Here is an 18,188-nt window from a genome sequence, read left to right on the forward strand (position 1 = left end):
CATGGCGATTCGCGTGCAGGCCACGCCGTTCGATCCGGGCGCTGAAGTCAATGCGATGCACGCGGCCAATGTCGGTGTGGGCGCGGTGGTGAGCTTTGTCGGTTATGTGCGCGACTTCAACGACGGGCTCGACGTGGCCGGGATGTTCCTCGAACACTATCCGGGCATGACCGAAAAGGCTCTCGGCAAGATCGCTGTCGAAGCCGAGCAGCGCTGGCCGCTGTTGAAACTGGAAGTGCTGCACCGCATCGGCGCGCTGGAACCGGGCGAACCGATCGTCTTCGTCGGCGCCGCCAGCGCCCACCGCCAGGCCGCGTTCGATGCCTGCGCCTTCGTCATGGACTACCTGAAAACCCGCGCGCCGTTCTGGAAAAAAGAAAACACCAGTGACGGCCCGCGTTGGGTCGAAGGGCGCGACAGTGATCATGCGGCTGCGGATCGCTGGAAGAAGTAGTTTCTGTAGCGCCCTCCGGTCAGTCTTCGCGAGCAGGCTCGCTCCCACAATTGGAAAGCGTTCCCCTGTGGGAGCGAGCCTGCTCGCGAAGGCGTCATCTGTGACACCGAAAATCCTTCCCTCTCTACCCGATTGACGATTTGTACCTGAGAGTCCAGTATGGATTTCCAAGTACAAAAAAAGCTTCTGTCTTGCCGCTATCAGGTTGCCGCTTGTAGCTGCTCTTCTTCGCCAAACCAACAACAACCCGCGAGAGAACGAACATGAAGAAACTCCCCCTCATCACCGGTCTGGCCCTCAGTCTGCTGGCCTGCTCCAGCGTCTTCGCCGCCGAGAAAACCCTGCGCATCGGCATCGAAGCGGCCTATCCGCCATTCGCGTCAAAAACCGACAAAGGTGAAATCGTCGGCTTCGACTACGACATCGGCAATGCCCTTTGTGCGCAGATGAAGGTCAATTGCGTGTGGGTCGAAGGTGAGTTCGACGGGCTGATTCCTTCGCTGAAAGTGAAGAAGATCGACATGGCGCTGTCGTCGATGACCATCAACGAAGATCGCAAGAAGTCGGTGGATTTCAGCCACAAGTACTATTTCACTTCTTCGCGTCTGGTCATGAAGGAAGGCGCTACGGTGGATGATCAGTACGCCAGCCTCAAAGGCAAGAACGTCGGCGTGCAGCGCGCGACCACCACCGATCGTTATGCCACCGAGGTGTTCGAACCCAAGGGCATCAACGTCAAGCGCTACAGCAACAACGAAGAAATCTACATGGACCTGGCGGCGGGGCGCCTTGATGCGATTTTTGCCGACACCATTCCGCTCAATGACTTCCTGTCGATGCCGCGCGGTAAGGGTTACGCGTTTGTCGGGCCGGAGCTGAAGGATCCGAAGTACGTCGGCGAGGGCGCGGGGATTGCTGTGCGCAAGGGCAATGCTGAGCTGGTCAGCCAGTTGAACAGCGCCATCGACGGGATTCGCGCGAATGGCGAGTACCAGAAGATTTCCGAGAAGTATTTCAAGACCGATATCTACGGCGATTGATCAAGCGCTTTCGCGAGCAGGCTCGCTCCCACAGGGGTAACGCATTCCAAATGTGGGAGCGAGCCTGCTCGCGAAGAGGCCAGCGCTAGCGATGCAAATCTTCAGCCCTTCAATTCCTTCAAATGTTTGTACACCGTCGCCCGCCCCATGTTCAGCACATTGGCCACGTAGTTCGAGGCGCTCTTGCCCTTGAACGCGCCCTCGGCGTGCAGCGCCAGCACCAGTTCGCGTTTGTGATCGCGGGTCAGCAGGTTCAGGCTCAACTGCCGCTCGCGCAACCAGGCGTGGAGGAAGGTGTTGATGCGTTCCTGCCAGTCATCACGGAACAGCGAGTCCGGCTGCGGAATCAGCTTGCTCGGCGAGAGAAACAGGTCCAGCGCCGCTTTGGCGTTCTCGAACAGGGAAATGTTCAGATTGATGCACAGCACCGCCAGCGGCCGACTTTCGCTGTCACGCAGCACGGTGCTCAGGCTGCGAATTTTCTGACCGTCCCAGTTGAGCTTTTCGTACGGGCCGATGTTCCTGTCGCTGACATCCTCGCTGAGCATGTCTTCCAGTGACGAGTCGTCGCCGATCTCGCGCTTGGACAGGTTGTTGGCGATGTAGTCGACCTTCTGCGTGCGCAGGTCGTGCAGCACCACCTCGGCGTGGGGGAAGAACAGCGTGGCAATGGCGTCGGCGATGGCGCGGAGGTTATCCAGCGCCGGGTCGAATTCGGGGGCAGTCATGACAGTGGAGCTCCAGGCAGCGTCAGCGCCCCTTGTGCCGGGGCGCTGCGAGTGTGCCGCAATCTTTTCGACGAGTCGATGCGATCAAACCAGTCGGGCCGGGGAGAGCATGGCGCTGTCCAGACCGAATTGATGCAGGTGCTCGGGGAATGGCTCGCCGCGCACCAGCGCCGCACTGGCCTGGCCCATCGCCGGCGACGTCTGAATGCCGTAGCCGCCCTGCGCGGCGACCCAGAACAGCCCTGGCACCTGCGGATCAAAGCCGCTGAGCAAATCACCGTCGGCAACGAAACTGCGCAGACCGGCCCAGGTGCGGGTCGGACGGCGAATGGTCAGCGTGGTGGCCTCTTCGATCTGATAAATGCCCATGGCGATGTCGAGTTCTTCCGGCTGCACGTCGTGCGGTTCGACCGGATCGGCATTGGCCGGCGAGCCGAGGAACATGCCGGCGTCGGGCTTCATGTAGAAGGATTCGTCGAGGCTGACCAGCATTGGCCAATGATGAGTGTCCACGCCTTCCGGCCCGGCAAAGATAAACGCAGCGCGGCGTTTCGCTTGCAGACCCAGCGGCTGCGCACCGGCCAGGGCAGCGATCTTGTCGGCCCACGCACCGGCGGCGTTGATGATCACCGGTGCGCTGAACGTCTCGCCATTGGTCTGCACGATCCACAGGCCATCGGCATCGCGGCTCAAGCCGAGCACTTCGCAATCGGTGCGCACTTCGCCGTGGTTGCGCCGGATGCCGCGCAGGTAGCCTTGATGCAGCGCGTCGGTGTCGATGTCGCAGGCCGATGGATCGTAGATCGCGCCGTGGACTTTTTCCCGGCGCAGGATCGGCAGACGCGCGCAGGCTTCGTCGGCGCTGAGCAGTTGCATCTGCGGCACGGTGGCTTTGGCGCTGAGGTATTGGTTGTTCAGTTCGGCGGGATCACCGATGAAGTCGACGGTCATTTCGCCGCGTGGGGTCAGCAGCGGATGCTCGCAAAAGCCGCTCGGAGGACTGTCGAAAAACGCGCGGCTCGCCTGAGTCAGTGCGCGGACCTGTGCGGTGCCGTAGGCGGCGGTGTACAGCGCGGCGGAGCGACCGGTGGAGTGATAGCCGGGATGGGTTTCACGCTCGAGCACGATCACTTTGCCGTGCGGCGCCAGCCAGAACCCGGTGGAAGCGCCGGCAATCCCGCCGCCGATGATGATGAAATCTGCGTGGCTCATGTAGGTCTCCAGTGGGTACGCAATATCAAGGCGTTCGCTAGTCCATCGTGGGAGCGAGCCTGCTCGCGAAAGCGGTGTATCAGTCGACATCTTCGCTGAATGTCAGACCGCATTCGCGAGCAGGCTCGCTCCCACAGGGGATTTTTGGCGTTAGTGGGTTAAGTGATAAACCGCATTGGCGAGGGCAATGTCTTCCAGGCCCAAGCCGATTGAACGGAAGAACACGTGACGGTCGTAACCCGGGCGCTGCACTTTTTCGCTGAGCAAGTCGGCGAGGTCGCCGACAATTGAATCCTTGTTCCAGCCATGCTGTTCGGCGGCAATCAGCATCTCACCTGCCGAACCCGGCGTGGTCAGACGATAGTCGCAGAACACCTGCATGTCGTTGAGGCTTTGCGGCGGTACTTCATGGGCGCGCGGGGCGTTGGTGCTGATCGAGGTGATCAGCGCCGGTTTGCTTAACCCGGCAGGATCGATTACCGGCCCGGCCGACGAGGTGCAGAGCATGATCACATCCGCATCGGTAACGGCGGTCTCGCGGCTGTCGGCAATCTTCAGTGACGGCGCGATGGACTTCAACACAGCCTGTGTTTGCGCATCTTCCAGCAGCGATGGCGAATACAGGCTGATGCTCTGCCAGTCGCGCAGCGCTTTGGCGTAGTGCAGATGCGCTTGAGCAACCTTGCCGCTGCCGATGATCGCCAGTCGCTGTGCATTCAACGGGGCGAGGACGTCGACCGCCACGGCCGTGGTCGCGGCGGTGCGCGCGATGGTCAGTTCGCCGGCATCGCAGAGCAGCAGCGGCTGACCGGTTTTCGTCGACATCAACAATGTCCATGCCGTCACCAGCGCACCCTGCTCACGGACGATGTACGGCGAAGTCTTCACTCCGTACACGCCGTCCTCGGCCAGTACACCCAAGTAGTTGATGAAGTCGCCGGCACCCTGCGGAAACTCGACCCATTGCTGCGCCGGCTGCACGGCGTTCCCGGCCGCCAGATCGCGGAACAGCTTGCGCAGGATTTGCGGAACATCGATACGCGCCAATAGCTCATGGGCCTGGGCTTGATCGATCACATAGGGCGTACTGGACATTTCGCGCTCCGAAACTAAACTTATTTTTCCATTATGGACTTTTAGTTCTGGCGAGCAACCATCGGGCATAAAAAAAGCGCAGTCCGTTGCCGGCTGCGCTTTTTCATTTCGTGGCGCTTACTGCGGACGCTTGCGCTCAACCGCACGCAGCAGATGCGTCGGCGGGGTTTCACAGCTGATCTTGCGACCAAGCTTTTCTTCGATCGACGGCAACTGGTAAGAGTCGTCCTCGCCGGCAAAGCTGATCGACACGCCATCGGCGCCGGCACGACCGGTACGGCCAATGCGGTGCACGTAATCGTCCGGGACTTCCGGCAGGGTGAAGTTGATCACGTGGCTGATGCCGTCGATGTGGATGCCGCGACCGGCGACATCGGTGGCCACCAGCACGCGAATCTTGCCTTCGCGGAAGCCTTCCAGAGTCTTGATGCGCTTGTGTTGCGGCACGTCGCCGGACAGCTGCGCGGCGTTGATGCCATCACGCACCAGACGCTCTTCGATGCGGCGTACTTCGTCCTTGCGGTTGGCAAACACGATGACTCGCTCCCAACCGTTATCGTTGACCAGGTTGTAGAGCAGCTTGTATTTGTCGGCAGCGGCCACGGCGTAGATGTGCTGCTCGACGTTCTCGTTGGCGACGTTGGTGATTTCGATTTCGACAATCGCCGGGTCGGTGGTCCATTGCTTGGCCAGATTCATCACGTCTTCGGTGAAGGTCGCGGAGAACAGCAGGGTCTGGCGCTCGGACTTCGGCGGGGTCTGGCGAATGATCTGCCGTACCTGCGGGATGAAACCCATGTCGAGCATGCGGTCGGCTTCGTCCAGGACCATCACTTCGACCATGTCCAGGTGCACGTCGCCGCGCTGGTTGAAGTCGAGCAAGCGGCCCGGCGTGGCGACGAGGATGTCGCAATGCCGCGCTTCGAGGTGCTTGAGCTGTTTGTCGAAGTCCATGCCGCCGACGAACGTCATGACATTGAGGCCGGTGTATTTGGTCAGGTCAGCGGCGTCCTTGGCGATCTGCACCACCAGTTCGCGGGTCGGCGCGATGATCAGCGCACGCGGCTCGCCCATATAGCGCTCTTTCGGCGGCGGCGTCTGCAGCAACTGGGTGATGATCGAGATCAGGAACGCGGCGGTCTTGCCGGTGCCGGTCTGCGCGCGGCCAATGGCGTCTTTGCCGGCGAGGGTGAAGCCCAGCACCTGCGCCTGGATCGGCGTGCAGTACGGAAAGCCCAGGTCCTGGATGGCGTGCATCAGTTCCGGGGCAAGCTTGAAATCGTGAAAGCGGGTTTTGCCTTCCTGTGGCTCGACGACGAAGTCTTCGAGTTTCCATGGAATGACCGGTGCCTTGGGCTTCGGTTCGCGACGCGGTCTGGCCGGTTTCGGCGCTTCGCCGGGTGCAGGCTCTACGGCCATTGGCGCGGCCGCAGCGGGTTTTTCTTCGGGCTTCGGTGCGGCTGCGGGAGCGGGGCGGTCGGCCTGCGGGGCATCGGCGCGATGACCGGGGGCGTGCGACGGCGCACTGGGAACTGGCGCGAGCTGCTCAGCCTCGCTTTTACCGAACATTTTCTTGAGTGCTTTGAGCACGGTCATCTCATCAATTGGTTAAGGAATGTACGCCGGCCAGTGTAATGCAAGAATCGGGCGCGGCGTAGTAGGAGGGATCAATGGGCAGGGATTGGTCGACAATCAGCGCAGTCGTTCGCTCAACCAGACACCAATGTCGCGAATCTCTTCAGGTAACACTTCGTGCTCCATTGGGTATTCCTGCCATGTCACGGTGACACCATGCTTCTTCAAATGCTCGTAAGCACTGCGGCCCATCGAGTTCTGCACCACGTTATCGAACTGGCCGTGCAGCGATAGCACCGGAATGCGCTGCTGGCTGGCGGATAACTCCAGTTCGTCGCTGAATGTCGGTGCGTAAGTAGACAACGCCAGCACCCCACCCAACGGCCCCTGCCACTTCAGAAATGCGGTGTGCAGAACCACCGCGCCGCCTTGGGAAAAACCGGCGAGAAAAATCCGCGAGGCGTCTATTCCGCTGGCGCGCTCGGCTTCGATCAGTTCGATGATGCGCTTTGCCGAAGCTTCCAACTGGTCACGGTCGATCGCCCGGGCCGGGCTCATGGCCTTGATGTCGTACCAGCTGGGCATGGCATATCCGCCATTTATCGTCACTGGACGCGTCGGCGCCTGCGGCAGCACAAAACGCGTGCTCAGCAGGCTTTCCTGCAACGCCTCGGCCACCGGCAGGAAGTCGTAACGGTCGGCGCCGAGGCCGTGCAGCCAGATCACGCAGGCGTCTGCGGGCTTAACAGGCTGAAGAATCAAGGGCTCGGTCATGTCTGCTCCAAAAATGTGCGGGCGCTCTCATTGAGTGCGTGATTGAAGTGCGCGCCCGGTTGATCCGTTAACAAGATGTCGCAAGGTTACAAGTTTAGCTATTGACGTGTCGCGCAATCACTTTCGCAAGCGGTGTGGTACGGCGTTTGCTATGGAGGTTTGCGTACGAAGCGTCCTACGCGTGGCGGTAACACTATCAGTGTCAGTCGCGTGATGGGATAGCAACGAATCCGGTGATGGATGTTCGCCAATGGCCGCTACGGGCTTAGCGAACGTGAAAGGGCTACAGCCCGTTCGGCCGATTGGTGAGAAGTGAGTGATCCATGATGTGGATTTTCTCCTACTAGACTCATAGCGAAGGTCTTACGTCGGTTGACCCTAAAAAAAGCCAACACGGGTCAACAACGCCTCAAAAGGGTGCGACTGGACTCAAGCTCCGACACAACAAGAGCAAAACTGGAGGTTTGAATGAAGATGTTGAAATCCACTCTGGCGGTCGTGACTGCTGCAGCAGTACTCGGCGTCAGCGGGTTCGCTCAGGCGGGTGCAACCCTGGATGCGGTACAGAAAAAAGGTTTCGTGCAGTGTGGCGTGAGCGACGGTCTGCCGGGCTTCTCGGTACCGGATGCGACCGGCAAGATCCTCGGCATCGATGCCGACGTCTGCCGCGCTGTGGCCGCAGCCGTTTTCGGCGACGCCAACAAGGTCAAGTTCAGCCAGTTGAACGCCAAGGAGCGCTTCACCGCGCTGCAGTCCGGCGAGATCGACATCCTGTCGCGCAACACCACCATGACCAGCTCCCGTGACGCGGGCATGGGCCTGAAATTCCCGGGCTTCATCACCTACTACGACGGCATCGGCTTTTTGGTGAACAACAAGCTGGGCGTGAAAAGTGCCAAAGAGCTCGACGGCGCGACTATCTGCATCCAGGCCGGTACCACCACCGAACTGAACGTTTCCGACTACTTCCGTGGCAACGGTCTGAAATACACCCCGATCACCTTCGACACCTCCGATGAAAGCGCCAAGTCGCTGGAATCCGGTCGTTGCGACGTGCTGACCTCCGACAAGTCCCAGCTGTTCGCCCAGCGCAGCAAGCTGGCCTCGCCGAAGGACTACGTGGTTCTGCCGGAAACCATTTCCAAAGAACCATTGGGCCCGGTCGTACGTAACGGCGACGACGAGTGGCTGGCCATCGTGCGTTGGGTCGGCTACGCGCTGCTCAATGCCGAAGAAGCCGGCATCACTTCGAAGAACGTCGAAGCTGAAGCCAAGTCCACCAAGAACCCGGACGTGGCCCGTATGCTCGGTGCTGACGGCGAATACGGCAAAGACCTGAAGCTGCCGAAAGACTGGGTTGTGCAGATCGTCAAGCAGGTCGGCAACTACGGCGAAATCTTCGAGAAAAACCTCGGCAAGAGCACTCCGCTGGAAATCGACCGTGGCCTGAACGCCCTGTGGAACAACGGCGGCATTCAGTACGCACCACCAGTGCGCTAATGGTTCTATCGCCCGGCGGGCCAACCGCCGGGTGATGTTCTTGTTCCATTTCTTCCGGGGCACTTCATGCAAAATTCTATCGGCGCACCAAAGCAGAGGCTCAGCCTCAGCGATCCACGAGTGCGTGCGTGGCTATTCCAGATCATCACCGTTGTGGCGGTGATCTCGCTTGGCTGGTACCTGTTCGACAACACGCAAACCAACCTTCAGCACCGGGGTATCACTTCCGGTTTCAGCTTTCTGGAGCGCAGTGCCGGGTTCGGCATCGCTCAAACCCTGATCGACTACACCGAAGCGGACAGCTACGCGCGGGTGTTTGTCATCGGCCTGCTCAACACCCTGTTGGTGACCTTTATCGGCGTGATCCTGGCGACGATCCTCGGTTTCATCGTCGGCGTGGCGCGGCTGTCGCAGAACTGGATCATCGCCAAACTGGCGACGGTGTATGTGGAAGTGTTCCGCAACATTCCGCCACTGCTGCAGATCCTGTTCTGGTACTTCGCGGTGTTCCTGACCATGCCGGGGCCGCGCAACAGCCACAACTTCGGCGACACCTTCTTCGTCAGCAGCCGTGGCCTGAACATGCCGGCCGCACTCGCCGCTGACGGCTTCTGGGCGTTCGTGATCAGCATCGTGCTGGCCATCGTCGGCATCGTGCTGATGTGCCGCTGGGCCAACAAGCGTTTCGAAGAAACCGGCGTACCGTTCCACAAGTTCTGGACCGGCCTGGCAATTGCGCTGGTGATCCCGACCCTGTGCGCGCTGATCTTCGGCGCTCCGTTGCACTGGGAAATGCCCGAGCTCAAGGGCTTCAACTTTGTCGGTGGCTGGGTGCTGATCCCGGAACTGCTGGCGTTGACCCTGGCGCTCACTGTGTACACCGCAGCGTTTATCGCCGAGATCGTGCGTTCCGGGATCAAGTCGGTCAGCCACGGTCAGACCGAAGCGGCGCGTTCGCTTGGCCTGCGCAACGGCCCGACCCTGCGCAAGGTGATCATCCCGCAGGCCCTGCGCGTGATCATTCCGCCGCTGACCAGCCAATACCTGAACCTTGCGAAGAACTCCTCGCTGGCAGCCGGTATCGGTTACCCGGAAATGGTTTCGCTGTTCGCTGGCACCGTGCTCAACCAGACCGGGCAGGCCATCGAAGTGATTGCCATCACCATGAGCGTGTACCTGGCGATCAGTATCAGCATTTCCCTGCTGATGAACTGGTACAACAAGCGCATTGCGCTGATCGAGCGGTAAGGAAAAGCGCATGAGTACTCATACTTTCAAACCCGACATGCCTCCACCGAACAGCAGTATCGGCGTGGTGGCGTGGATGCGCGCGAACATGTTCTCCAGCTGGCTCAACACCCTGCTGACGCTGTTTGCGTTCTATCTGATCTACCTGGTCGTGCCACCGATCCTCAGCTGGGCGATCGTCGACGCCAACTGGGTCGGCACCACCCGCGCCGACTGCACCAAGGAAGGCGCCTGCTGGGTGTTCATTCAGCAGCGTTTCGGCCAGTTCATGTACGGCTACTACCCGACCGAACTGCGCTGGCGCGTTGACCTGACCGTGTGGCTGGCGGTCATTGGCGCAGCCCCCCTGTTTATCTCGCGCGTGCCGCGTAAAGCGGTGTACGGCCTGAGCTTCCTGGTGCTGTACCCGATCATTGCCTTCACTTTGCTGCATGGCGGTTTCGGAATGACCACCGTGCCGACCAGCCAGTGGGGCGGCCTGATGCTGACCCTGGTGATCGCCACCGTCGGCATCGCCGGGGCGTTGCCGCTGGGTATCGTGCTGGCGCTGGGACGACGTTCGAACATGCCGGCGATTCGTGTGGTCTGCGTGACCTTCATCGAGTTCTGGCGCGGCGTGCCGTTGATCACGGTGCTGTTCATGTCCTCGGTAATGCTGCCGCTGTTCCTGCCCGAAGGCATGAACTTCGACAAGCTGCTGCGGGCGCTGATCGGCGTGATCCTGTTCCAGTCAGCCTACGTCGCCGAGGTGGTGCGTGGCGGTCTGCAAGCGATTCCCAAAGGGCAGTACGAAGCGGCTGCAGCGATGGGCCTCGGTTACTGGCGTTCGATGGGCCTGGTGATTCTGCCGCAAGCCCTGAAGCTGGTAATCCCGGGCATCGTCAACACGTTCATTGCGCTGTTCAAGGACACCAGCCTGGTGATCATTATCGGCCTGTTCGACCTGCTCAACAGCGTCAAGCAAGCCGCCGCCGACCCGAAATGGCTGGGCATGGCCACCGAAGGCTACGTGTTCGCCGCCCTGGTGTTCTGGATTTTCTGTTTTGGTATGTCGCGCTATTCCATGCATCTGGAACGCAAGCTCGACACTGGCCACAAGCGTTAGGAGTTCTCTGTAAATGAGCGAAGCAATCAAAAAGCCTGTGGGTCCGGAAGGCATCATCCAGATGCAGGGCGTGAACAAGTGGTACGGCCAGTTTCACGTACTCAAGGACATCAACCTCAACGTCAAACAGGGCGAACGCATCGTCCTGTGTGGTCCGTCGGGCTCCGGTAAATCCACGACGATCCGTTGCCTCAATCGTCTGGAAGAACACCAGCAGGGGCGCATCGTCGTCGATGGCGTGGAACTGACCAACGACCTCAAGCAGATCGAAGCGATCCGCCGCGAAGTCGGCATGGTGTTCCAGCACTTCAACCTGTTCCCGCACCTGACCATTTTGCAGAACTGCACCCTGGCGCCGATGTGGGTGCGCAAGATGCCCAAGCGCAAGGCCGAAGAAATCGCCATGCATTACCTGGAGCGCGTACGCATTCCGGAGCAGGCGCACAAATATCCGGGGCAGCTTTCCGGCGGTCAGCAACAGCGTGTGGCGATCGCCCGCGCCTTGTGCATGAAGCCGAAAATCATGCTGTTCGACGAGCCGACTTCAGCGCTTGACCCGGAGATGGTGAAAGAGGTTCTGGACACCATGATCGGTCTGGCCGAAGACGGCATGACCATGCTCTGCGTGACCCACGAAATGGGCTTCGCCCGCACCGTGGCCAACCGCGTGATCTTCATGGACAAGGGCGAAATCGTTGAGCAGGCCGCGCCGAACGACTTCTTCGACAATCCGCAGAATGATCGGACCAAGTTGTTCTTGAGTCAGATTTTGCATTGATGCCCGTCAGGCGCTGAAACAAACCCGGACTCAGTTCCGGGTTTGTTTTATCTGGGCTCATCTGGCCAGAACAGGTTCCCGCTCCGGGTAACGAGTTTCCAGAAGTTGTTTGAGACCGTCGTCTGCGTGAAGTGCCTGAATTTCCTCTAGCAGATCGGGATGACGATCCAGAAGCCGCATCAGTGTGAACAACGGCTGCGGCGGAGCCAGTTCGCCGCGTTCATATCGTGAAAACGCATTATGCCCACCTCCTGACAGCCACTTCACCGCACTTCTTTGAGTGAGATGGAGCTTTCGGCGAATACGCTTCATTTCGGTACCGATCAGCCGAAGTACGTCTTCGAGTAATTGATCGCCGGCATCTACGTAGCGCTCGGCACTGTCGGTACCACTGTCAAAAATGATTTCGCCACAGATCCTGCACTCCCAGCCGGCGAGAAGGTGTACGGGCCGCGAAAACTGTTTGTAATTGACGTCGAGACTGCGATCTTGAAAGTGGTGCATTGCGTGTTCGGTGCCGCAACTCAGGCATTGCCTCTTGCTCATGTGTTTTTCTCCTTGAAGGAGATCACCGGAGAACCACCGCTCGTGCAGTAGGTCACTTTGATATAGATCTCCCGATTTCGAAACGATACGTGATAGACGTCGTGCCAGTTACGATGGTTGGAATAAGAGGTCATGGATTTGTAGAGCATCCGCCGCTCAAGCGTTGCCACAACCTGCATCATCACTTTCCAGGACATGCCCATGTCCCGGCCTGTCTCAAGTGCATAACGTGTAAAGGCTTCTTTGCCTCGTCTAACTACTTCGGCCTTCACGACTGTCAAGTCGTAATGGGGTGTGTTCTTTTCCATAAGAAGCCAAAACCCTGTCCCTGAAATTACCCTTAAAGGGTAATTTTGACCAATCGAAAATGCCGCTCCATGTGTCTTCGATTGACCCTAGGTGGTTGCCGTACTACATGGGTCTGACTAACATGTCGGAAAATTCATCCTATGATTGGATGAAAAGGTGAGGCTCATGTCCGACATTTCCCCTTTGATCAAGCGATCTCTGGTCGATCAGGCTTTGGATCAACTGCGGCAGCGCATCAACAGCGGTGCGTGGCAGGTCGGCGAGCGTCTGCCGACCGAACCTGAGCTGTGCGCCGAGCTGGGCATCAGCCGCAACACGGTGCGTGAGGCGATGCGTGTTCTGGCGTTCTCGGGATTGATCGAAATTCGCCAGGGCGACGGCAGTTATCTGCGCGCCGTGGTCGATCCGCTGGATACGCTGAAGGCGTTGTCCCGCTGTTCCCTGGAGCAGGCTCGGGAGACCCGGCACATCCTTGAAGTCGAGGCCATCGGCCTGGCCGCGTTGCGCCGTACCGATGAGGATCTGGCGGCCCTGCGCGAAGCGCTCGGCACCAGCGGCAGCCACTACCACGGCGATCTCGACACCTACATCGCCTGCGATCTGGTGTTCCATCGCCGACTCGTCGACGCCGCGCACAACCCGACCCTCAGCGAGCTGTATCGATATTTCTCCAGCATCGTCGGCGCGCAATTGCGCCAGACCTTGAATATCTCCCCGCGCCGTCAGGAAGTGTTTGATCTGCACATCGACTTGCTCGATGCGGTCGAGCAACGCGACCCGGAGCGGGCCAAAGCCTTGTCTAGGCAGTTGATCAATGAACCTTGAAACCGAGAAATCCATGTCCCGCAATGAGTTATCCACAGCGTCGAAACGCTCGCCCGAACTGAAGGAATTGCTGATCGATGCTGAGGCTGATGACGAGCAGGTCCAGCAAAGCCACCCATTGGTAAAACGCCCGTGGCTGTTGCTGCTTGGGTTGATTCTGGTGGCGCTGAACCTGCGCCCGGCGTTGTCGAGCATGGCGCCATTGCTCAGCGAGGTCTCCAGAAGCCTCGGGCTGTCTGCGGCGCAGGCGGGATTGCTGACCACGTTGCCGGTGCTGTGCCTGGGTTTGTTTGCGCCGCTGGCGCCGATTCTGGCGCGGCGTTTCGGTGCCGAGCGCGTGGTGCTGGGAATTCTGCTGACGCTGGCCGGCGGGATTATCCTGCGCAGTAATTTCGGCGAGATCGGCCTGTTCGCCGGCAGCGTGCTTGGGGGCGCCAGCATCGGCATTGTCGGCGTGCTGTTACCGGGCATTGTCAAACGCGATTTCGCCAAACATGCCGGGACCATGACCGGCGTCTACACCATGGCGCTGTGCCTGGGCGCAGCGATGGCGGCGGGTTCGACCGCGCCGCTGAGTGAACACTTCGGCAACAGCTGGGCGATGGGCCTGGGCTTCTGGGTGATTCCGGCATTGGTAGCCGCAGTGTTCTGGCTGCCACAAGTCGGCTCCAAACATGGCGCACACAACGTCGCCTATCGCGTGCGCGGGTTGCTGCGTGATCCGCTGGCCTGGCAGGTGACCTTGTATATGGGCCTGCAATCGTCGCTGGCCTACATCGTGTTTGGATGGTTGCCGTCGATCCTCATCGGGCGCGGGCTGACACCGACTCAGGCCGGATTGGTGCTGTCCGGTTCGGTGATCATTCAGCTGGCCAGTTCGCTGGCCGCGCCGTGGCTGGCGACCCGGGGCAAGGATCAGCGCCTGGCGATCGTCGTGGTCATGGCGCTGACCCTGGCCGGCCTGTTCGGCTGCCTGTACGCACCGATCGAAGGTCTGTGGGGCTGGGCGATTCTGCTCGGACTGGGGCAGGGCGGCACGTTCAGTCTCGCCCTGACCCTGATCGTGCTGCGCTCGCGCGATTCCCATGTCGCGGCGAACCTGTCGAGCATGTCCCAGGGTTTTGGCTACACCCTGGCGTCCATGGGGCCGTTTGCCGTGGGCGTGGTGCATGACTGGACCGGCGGCTGGAATGCGCTGGGCTGGATATTCGGCGTTATCGGCGCCGGTGCAATCCTCGCCGGGCTGGGTGCCGGCCGGGCGCTGTATGTGCAGGTGCAAAGCGAAAAGATCTGAATGCACTGGGTGCAAATGTGGGAGCGAGCCTGCTCGCGAAAGCGGTGTTTCGGTCAACATGGATGTTGAATGTTGAATTACCTTCGCGAGCAGGCTCGCTCCCACAAGGGTTTTGCGTATTGCCGATAGTGTTTCTGCGCGCGGCAGATTATGGTGCTGGCAATCTGTACCTATTTCTTTGGAGATTGCCTTGAGCGAAGCCCATAGCGCCCTGATCACCCGCTTCTACCAAGCCTTTCAGCGCCTTGACGCAGAAGCCATGGCCGCCTGCTACACCGATGATGTGGTCTTCAGCGATCCGGCCTTCGGCGAGTTGCGCGGGCGCGATGCCGGCGACATGTGGCGCATGCTGACTACCCGCGCCAGGGATTTTTCCCTGACTTTTGACAATGTCCGCGCCGACGAGCGCACCGGCGGCGCGCATTGGGTGGCGACTTACCTGTTCAGTCAGACCGGCAACGTCGTGGTCAACGACATCCAGGCGCGCTTCGTCTTCCGGGACGGCAAGATCTGTGAGCACCACGACCATTTCGATCTGTGGCGCTGGTCGCGGCAGGCGTTGGGTTTCAAAGGCCTGCTGCTGGGCTGGACGCCGCTGGTGCGCAACGCGGTAAGTGCCCAGGCGCGCAAGGGACTGAAGGCATTTCAGGCCGGGCGCTGATAAGATCGCCGCCTGTTTTCCTACACGTTCAGATCCCGAAGTGACCAGCCTTAGCGAAAAATCCGTCGATGCTGCCGAACCAGTGAGTAAATCCTGGTTCGTCTACCTCGTGCGTGCCGCCAATGGCTCGTTGTATTGCGGAATCAGCGACGACCCCGTACGCCGTTTCGCCAAGCACCAGAGCGGCAAGGGCGCGCGGTTCTTTCTTTCCAGCCCCGCGATGGCCCTGGTCTACACGGAACTGTGCCGCGACAAAAGCGATGCTTTGCGCCAGGAACGGCTGATCAAAAAGCTCAAGAAGAGCGCCAAGGAATGCCTGGTCGCGTCTTATCAATCTGACTGATTGGTTCCCATCAGGCAGATCGGTAGGCCTGTCAGGCAATGCGCGCTAAGCTGCGGATTCACTTTTCCAGCGGCGGAGCCGAGCATGTCCGAGTTGATTCTGCACCATTACCCGACCTCTCCATTTGCCGAGAAGGCGCGCCTGCTGCTGGGCTTCAAAGGCCTGTCCTGGCGTTCGGTGCATATTTCCCCGGTGATGCCCAAGCCGGATCTGACGGCGTTGACCGGTGGCTACCGCAAGACCCCAGTGTTGCAGATCGGTGCTGACATTTATTGCGACACCGCACTGATCGCTCGACGCCTGGAACAGGAAAAAGCCCTGCCGGCGTTCTTTCCCGAAGGCCAGGAAATGACCAGCGCCAGTTTTGCAGCGTGGGCCGATTCGGTGGTGTTCCAGCATGCCGTGAGCCTGGTGTTCCAGCCGGAGTCAGTGGCGGTGCGTTTCGGCAAATTGCCGCCGGAAGCGATCAAGGCATTCCTGGCCGACCGCGCCGGGTTGTTCAGCGGTGGCAGCGCCACACGTCTGTCCGCCGAGCAGGCCAAGCATCAGTGGCCGACGATCATGGCGCGTCTGGAGCAGCAGTTGCAGCGCGAGCAGGGCGACTTCCTCTTCGGCGAGCCATCGATTGCCGACTTCGCCCTGGCGCATCCGATGTGGTTCCTCAAGGCGACCCACGTCACGGCGCCGCTGGTGGATGAATATCCGGCGGTTGCGGCGTGGCTGGGTCGGGTGCTGGGGTTCGGCCATGGCGCAGCGAGCGAGATGTCCTCTGCCGAGGCATTGGAGGTCGCGCGTAACGCGACGCCAGCGGCATTGCCGGATGAGCGGTTCGTTGATCCGAACGGCTTCAAGACGGGACAGCAAGTGGCAATTGCCGCTGTCGATTACGGCGTTGATCCGGTGGCAGGCGAGTTGTTGTTTGCTGGCAGTGAAGAGCTGATCATTCGCCGTGAAGACGAACGTGGCGGCGTGGTGCATGTGCACTTTCCGCGTTTTGGTTTCCGTATCGAAGCGCGCTGATTTATCAAGCAGCTGCAAAACCTGTGGGAGCGAGCCTGCTCGCGAAGACGATGGATCATTCAACATGGTTGTTGGCTGATGCAGCGCTTTCGCGAGCAGGCTCGCTCCCACATTGGTTATTTCAGGGCTGCAAGGATTTCGTCGGGATCGAACCCGCGAATCAACGTGCCGTTCACATCGATCAGCGGAATCCCGCGTCCACCCAGTGCCTCATACGCCTTGCGCGCATCGGCATCCTTCTCGATGTCGAACTCCTTGAACGGTATGCCCTTGCTGTCGAGAAAGCGTTTGGTCTGTTTGCAGTAGCCGCACCAGTCGGTGGCATAGAGCACGACATTGGCTTGCGCCCGGGTCTGCGGCGAGACCATTTGCGCGGGATTGAATACCCGCTCGATCTTGCCCCAGTTCTGATAGACCACGACCACCAGCAGCACCAGGGCGACCTTTTTCAGCACATTGCCGAGCATCAGTTACGCCGCTTCAACTGATCGGTCAGCGAAGTCGGCAGGCCTTTGATGATCAGGGTGCCGTTCTCTTCGTCGTACTCGATCTTCGAGCCCAGCAGGTGCGCTTCGAAGCTGATCGACAAACCTTCGGCGCGGCCGGTGAAACGACGGAATTGATTGAGGGTGCGCTTGTCTGCCGGAATCTCTGGCGACAGGCCATAGTCCTTGTTGCGGATGTGATCGTAGAAGGCTTTCGGGCGTTCTTCGTCGATCAGCTCCGACAGCTCCTCAAGACCCATCGGTTCGCCGAGCTTGGCCTGGCTGCTGGCATAGTCGACCAGGGTCTTGGTTTTCTCGCGGGCCGAGTCTTCCGGCAGGTCTTCGCTCTCGACAAAGTCACTGAAGGCCTTGAGCAGCGTGCGCGTCTCGCCGGGGCCGTCGACGCCTTCCTGGCAGCCGATGAAGTCGCGGAAGTATTCCGAGACCTTCTTGCCATTCTTGCCCTTGATGAACGAGATGTACTGCTTGGACTGCTTGTTGTTCTGCCACTCGGAAACGTTGATCCGCGCTGCCAGATGCAACTGGCCAAGGTCGAGATGGCGCGAGGGCGTCACGTCGAGCTCGTCGGTCACCGCCACACCTTCGCTGTGATGCAGCAGGGCGATCGCCAGATAGTCGGTCATGCCTTGCTGATAGTGGGCGAACAGCACGTGGCCACCCACCGACAGGTTGGATTCTTCCATCAGTTTCTGCAGATGCTCGACCGCCACTTTACTGAACGCGGTGAAGTCACGGCCGCCTTCCATATACTCCTTCAGCCAGCCGCTGAACGGGAATGCGCCGGATTCCGGATGGAACAGGCCCCAGGCTTTGCCCTGTTTGGCGTTGTAGCTTTCGTTGAGGTCGGCGAGCATGTTTTCGATGGCGGCGGACTCGGCCAGTTCAGAGTCACGGGCGTGCAGAACTGCGGGCGTGCCGTCGGGTTTTTTGTCGATCAGGTGGACGATGCAATGACGGATCGGCATGGGCTTCTCGGCTGTTGGAAGGGAGGAGGGCAGGCTCCCCCGAAAAAGCGCTCAGTGTACCGCAACCACTGGTTTTGGCGCGGGTTGCAGGGCAAAACCGGGGCGCGCGCCCGGCCTTAAGCGGTTTTTTACCGATTTAGCGCAATAAAGCTGAGCAAATGGGTAGCTAGAGGCGGATATTTCCTTGTCGCTGTGCTAGTTTTGCCCGGT

Annotated in this window: 20 protein-coding genes; 11 read left to right on the forward strand and 9 right to left on the reverse strand. The window is 59.9% G+C overall.

Annotation, left to right across the window (positions count from 1 at the left end; all coding sequences use genetic code 11):
• The first annotated feature begins 1 nt into the window (after position 1).
• Both moaE and NF676_RS05380 read left to right on the forward strand, forming a co-directional pair.
• Positions 2-454, forward strand: a complete 453-nt coding sequence (gene moaE, locus NF676_RS05375; RefSeq protein ID WP_016771590.1) for a molybdopterin synthase catalytic subunit MoaE — start codon at positions 2-4, stop codon at positions 452-454.
• A 263-nt stretch (positions 455-717) separates the two neighbouring features.
• Entirely contained in the window at positions 718-1,494 is a 777-nt protein-coding gene (locus tag NF676_RS05380) for an ABC transporter substrate-binding protein (protein WP_252887362.1), read from the forward strand.
• 101 nt (positions 1,495-1,595) lie between these two features.
• Here NF676_RS05380 and NF676_RS05385 read toward each other — a convergent pair whose 3' ends face one another.
• From NF676_RS05385 to NF676_RS05405, 5 genes are all read right to left on the reverse strand, one after another.
• The gene (locus NF676_RS05385) at positions 1,596-2,222 is read right to left on the reverse strand and encodes a helix-turn-helix transcriptional regulator (protein WP_252887363.1); all 627 of its coding nucleotides are present in this window, start codon (positions 2,220-2,222) and stop codon (positions 1,596-1,598) included.
• 84 nt (positions 2,223-2,306) lie between these two features.
• Complete coding sequence (locus tag NF676_RS05390; protein WP_252868834.1) at positions 2,307-3,434, reverse strand: NAD(P)/FAD-dependent oxidoreductase; 1,128 nt, start codon at positions 3,432-3,434, stop codon at positions 2,307-2,309.
• A gap of 150 nt (positions 3,435-3,584) precedes the next feature.
• Positions 3,585-4,529, reverse strand: a complete 945-nt coding sequence (locus tag NF676_RS05395; RefSeq protein WP_252887364.1) for an ornithine cyclodeaminase family protein — start codon at positions 4,527-4,529, stop codon at positions 3,585-3,587.
• Positions 4,530-4,646: 117 nt separating this feature from the next.
• Positions 4,647-6,125 carry an ATP-dependent RNA helicase RhlB gene (gene rhlB, locus NF676_RS05400; RefSeq protein ID WP_056783067.1) on the reverse strand — a complete coding sequence of 493 codons (1,479 nt, stop codon included), beginning with the start codon at positions 6,123-6,125 and terminating at the stop codon, positions 4,647-4,649.
• Positions 6,126-6,221: 96 nt separating this feature from the next.
• Positions 6,222-6,878 carry an alpha/beta hydrolase gene (locus NF676_RS05405; RefSeq protein ID WP_150636202.1) on the reverse strand — a complete coding sequence of 219 codons (657 nt, stop codon included), beginning with the start codon at positions 6,876-6,878 and terminating at the stop codon, positions 6,222-6,224.
• A gap of 468 nt (positions 6,879-7,346) precedes the next feature.
• Between NF676_RS05405 and NF676_RS05410 the strand changes: the two genes are divergently transcribed.
• From NF676_RS05410 to NF676_RS05425, 4 genes are all read left to right on the forward strand, one after another.
• On the forward strand, positions 7,347-8,378 hold the full coding sequence (locus tag NF676_RS05410) for an amino acid ABC transporter substrate-binding protein (protein ID WP_016771583.1): 1,032 nt from the start codon (positions 7,347-7,349) through the stop codon (positions 8,376-8,378).
• A gap of 66 nt (positions 8,379-8,444) precedes the next feature.
• The gene (locus NF676_RS05415) at positions 8,445-9,626 is read left to right on the forward strand and encodes an amino acid ABC transporter permease (protein WP_041479500.1); all 1,182 of its coding nucleotides are present in this window, start codon (positions 8,445-8,447) and stop codon (positions 9,624-9,626) included.
• Between the two features lie 10 nt (positions 9,627-9,636).
• Positions 9,637-10,731, forward strand: a complete 1,095-nt coding sequence (locus NF676_RS05420) for an amino acid ABC transporter permease (protein ID WP_016771582.1) — start codon at positions 9,637-9,639, stop codon at positions 10,729-10,731.
• 13 nt (positions 10,732-10,744) lie between these two features.
• Entirely contained in the window at positions 10,745-11,509 is a 765-nt protein-coding gene (locus tag NF676_RS05425) for an amino acid ABC transporter ATP-binding protein (protein WP_016771581.1), read from the forward strand.
• Positions 11,510-11,566: 57 nt separating this feature from the next.
• Here NF676_RS05425 and NF676_RS05430 read toward each other — a convergent pair whose 3' ends face one another.
• Both NF676_RS05430 and NF676_RS05435 read right to left on the reverse strand, forming a co-directional pair.
• Positions 11,567-12,055, reverse strand: coding sequence for a type II toxin-antitoxin system MqsA family antitoxin (locus tag NF676_RS05430; RefSeq protein WP_056783073.1), 489 nt, complete (start codon positions 12,053-12,055; stop codon positions 11,567-11,569).
• The gene (locus NF676_RS05435) at positions 12,052-12,363 is read right to left on the reverse strand and encodes a type II toxin-antitoxin system MqsR family toxin (protein ID WP_056783074.1); all 312 of its coding nucleotides are present in this window, start codon (positions 12,361-12,363) and stop codon (positions 12,052-12,054) included. The genes NF676_RS05430 and NF676_RS05435 overlap by 4 nt, the downstream gene beginning before the upstream one ends.
• Before the next feature lie 166 nt (positions 12,364-12,529).
• On the opposite strand from NF676_RS05435, the gene NF676_RS05440 reads away from it, so the two are divergent.
• From NF676_RS05440 to NF676_RS05460, 5 genes are all read left to right on the forward strand, one after another.
• Positions 12,530-13,189 carry a FadR/GntR family transcriptional regulator gene (locus NF676_RS05440; protein WP_076565984.1) on the forward strand — a complete coding sequence of 220 codons (660 nt, stop codon included), beginning with the start codon at positions 12,530-12,532 and terminating at the stop codon, positions 13,187-13,189.
• Entirely contained in the window at positions 13,179-14,483 is a 1,305-nt protein-coding gene (locus NF676_RS05445) for a CynX/NimT family MFS transporter (RefSeq protein ID WP_252887365.1), read from the forward strand. The genes NF676_RS05440 and NF676_RS05445 overlap by 11 nt, the downstream gene beginning before the upstream one ends.
• Positions 14,484-14,673: 190 nt before the next feature.
• Positions 14,674-15,144 (forward strand): nuclear transport factor 2 family protein, encoded by a 471-nt coding sequence (locus NF676_RS05450; protein WP_252887366.1) that lies wholly within the window; start codon positions 14,674-14,676, stop codon positions 15,142-15,144.
• Positions 15,145-15,184: 40 nt separating this feature from the next.
• Complete coding sequence (locus NF676_RS05455; RefSeq protein WP_095180433.1) at positions 15,185-15,487, forward strand: GIY-YIG nuclease family protein; 303 nt, start codon at positions 15,185-15,187, stop codon at positions 15,485-15,487.
• Positions 15,488-15,571: 84 nt separating this feature from the next.
• Positions 15,572-16,507 (forward strand): glutathione S-transferase family protein, encoded by a 936-nt coding sequence (locus tag NF676_RS05460; RefSeq protein WP_150636211.1) that lies wholly within the window; start codon positions 15,572-15,574, stop codon positions 16,505-16,507.
• Between the two features lie 116 nt (positions 16,508-16,623).
• On the opposite strand, the gene NF676_RS05465 is transcribed toward NF676_RS05460, so the two are convergent.
• Positions 16,624-16,974, reverse strand: a complete 351-nt coding sequence (locus NF676_RS05465; RefSeq protein WP_056783081.1) for a glutaredoxin family protein — start codon at positions 16,972-16,974, stop codon at positions 16,624-16,626.
• On the reverse strand, positions 16,974-17,978 hold the full coding sequence (gene yejK / locus NF676_RS05470; RefSeq protein ID WP_039759184.1) for a nucleoid-associated protein YejK: 1,005 nt from the start codon (positions 17,976-17,978) through the stop codon (positions 16,974-16,976). The genes NF676_RS05465 and yejK overlap by 1 nt, the downstream gene beginning before the upstream one ends.
• Positions 17,979-18,188: the final 210 nt, after the last annotated feature.

It is taken from the genome of Pseudomonas siliginis (assembly GCF_024072275.1).
GTDB lineage: Bacteria > Pseudomonadota > Gammaproteobacteria > Pseudomonadales > Pseudomonadaceae > Aquipseudomonas > Aquipseudomonas siliginis.

Coding starts and splice junctions, on each gene's coding strand:
- NF676_RS05390 (WP_252868834.1), bottom strand. CDS start 3,434: ATGAGCCACGCAGATTTCATCATCATCGGCGGCGGGATTGCCGGCGCT.
- NF676_RS05380 (WP_252887362.1), top strand. CDS start 718: ATGAAGAAACTCCCCCTCATCACCGGTCTGGCCCTCAGTCTGCTGGCC.
- NF676_RS05445 (WP_252887365.1), top strand. CDS start 13,179: ATGAACCTTGAAACCGAGAAATCCATGTCCCGCAATGAGTTATCCACA.
- NF676_RS05425 (WP_016771581.1), top strand. CDS start 10,745: ATGAGCGAAGCAATCAAAAAGCCTGTGGGTCCGGAAGGCATCATCCAG.
- NF676_RS05415 (WP_041479500.1), top strand. CDS start 8,445: ATGCAAAATTCTATCGGCGCACCAAAGCAGAGGCTCAGCCTCAGCGAT.
- NF676_RS05385 (WP_252887363.1), bottom strand. CDS start 2,222: ATGACTGCCCCCGAATTCGACCCGGCGCTGGATAACCTCCGCGCCATC.
- NF676_RS05430 (WP_056783073.1), bottom strand. CDS start 12,055: ATGAGCAAGAGGCAATGCCTGAGTTGCGGCACCGAACACGCAATGCAC.
- NF676_RS05395 (WP_252887364.1), bottom strand. CDS start 4,529: ATGTCCAGTACGCCCTATGTGATCGATCAAGCCCAGGCCCATGAGCTA.
- moaE (WP_016771590.1), top strand. CDS start 2: ATGGCGATTCGCGTGCAGGCCACGCCGTTCGATCCGGGCGCTGAAGTC.
- NF676_RS05410 (WP_016771583.1), top strand. CDS start 7,347: ATGAAGATGTTGAAATCCACTCTGGCGGTCGTGACTGCTGCAGCAGTA.
- NF676_RS05460 (WP_150636211.1), top strand. CDS start 15,572: ATGTCCGAGTTGATTCTGCACCATTACCCGACCTCTCCATTTGCCGAG.
- rhlB (WP_056783067.1), bottom strand. CDS start 6,125: ATGACCGTGCTCAAAGCACTCAAGAAAATGTTCGGTAAAAGCGAGGCT.
- NF676_RS05420 (WP_016771582.1), top strand. CDS start 9,637: ATGAGTACTCATACTTTCAAACCCGACATGCCTCCACCGAACAGCAGT.
- yejK (WP_039759184.1), bottom strand. CDS start 17,978: ATGCCGATCCGTCATTGCATCGTCCACCTGATCGACAAAAAACCCGAC.
- NF676_RS05405 (WP_150636202.1), bottom strand. CDS start 6,878: ATGACCGAGCCCTTGATTCTTCAGCCTGTTAAGCCCGCAGACGCCTGC.
- NF676_RS05440 (WP_076565984.1), top strand. CDS start 12,530: ATGTCCGACATTTCCCCTTTGATCAAGCGATCTCTGGTCGATCAGGCT.
- NF676_RS05435 (WP_056783074.1), bottom strand. CDS start 12,363: ATGGAAAAGAACACACCCCATTACGACTTGACAGTCGTGAAGGCCGAA.
- NF676_RS05465 (WP_056783081.1), bottom strand. CDS start 16,974: ATGCTCGGCAATGTGCTGAAAAAGGTCGCCCTGGTGCTGCTGGTGGTC.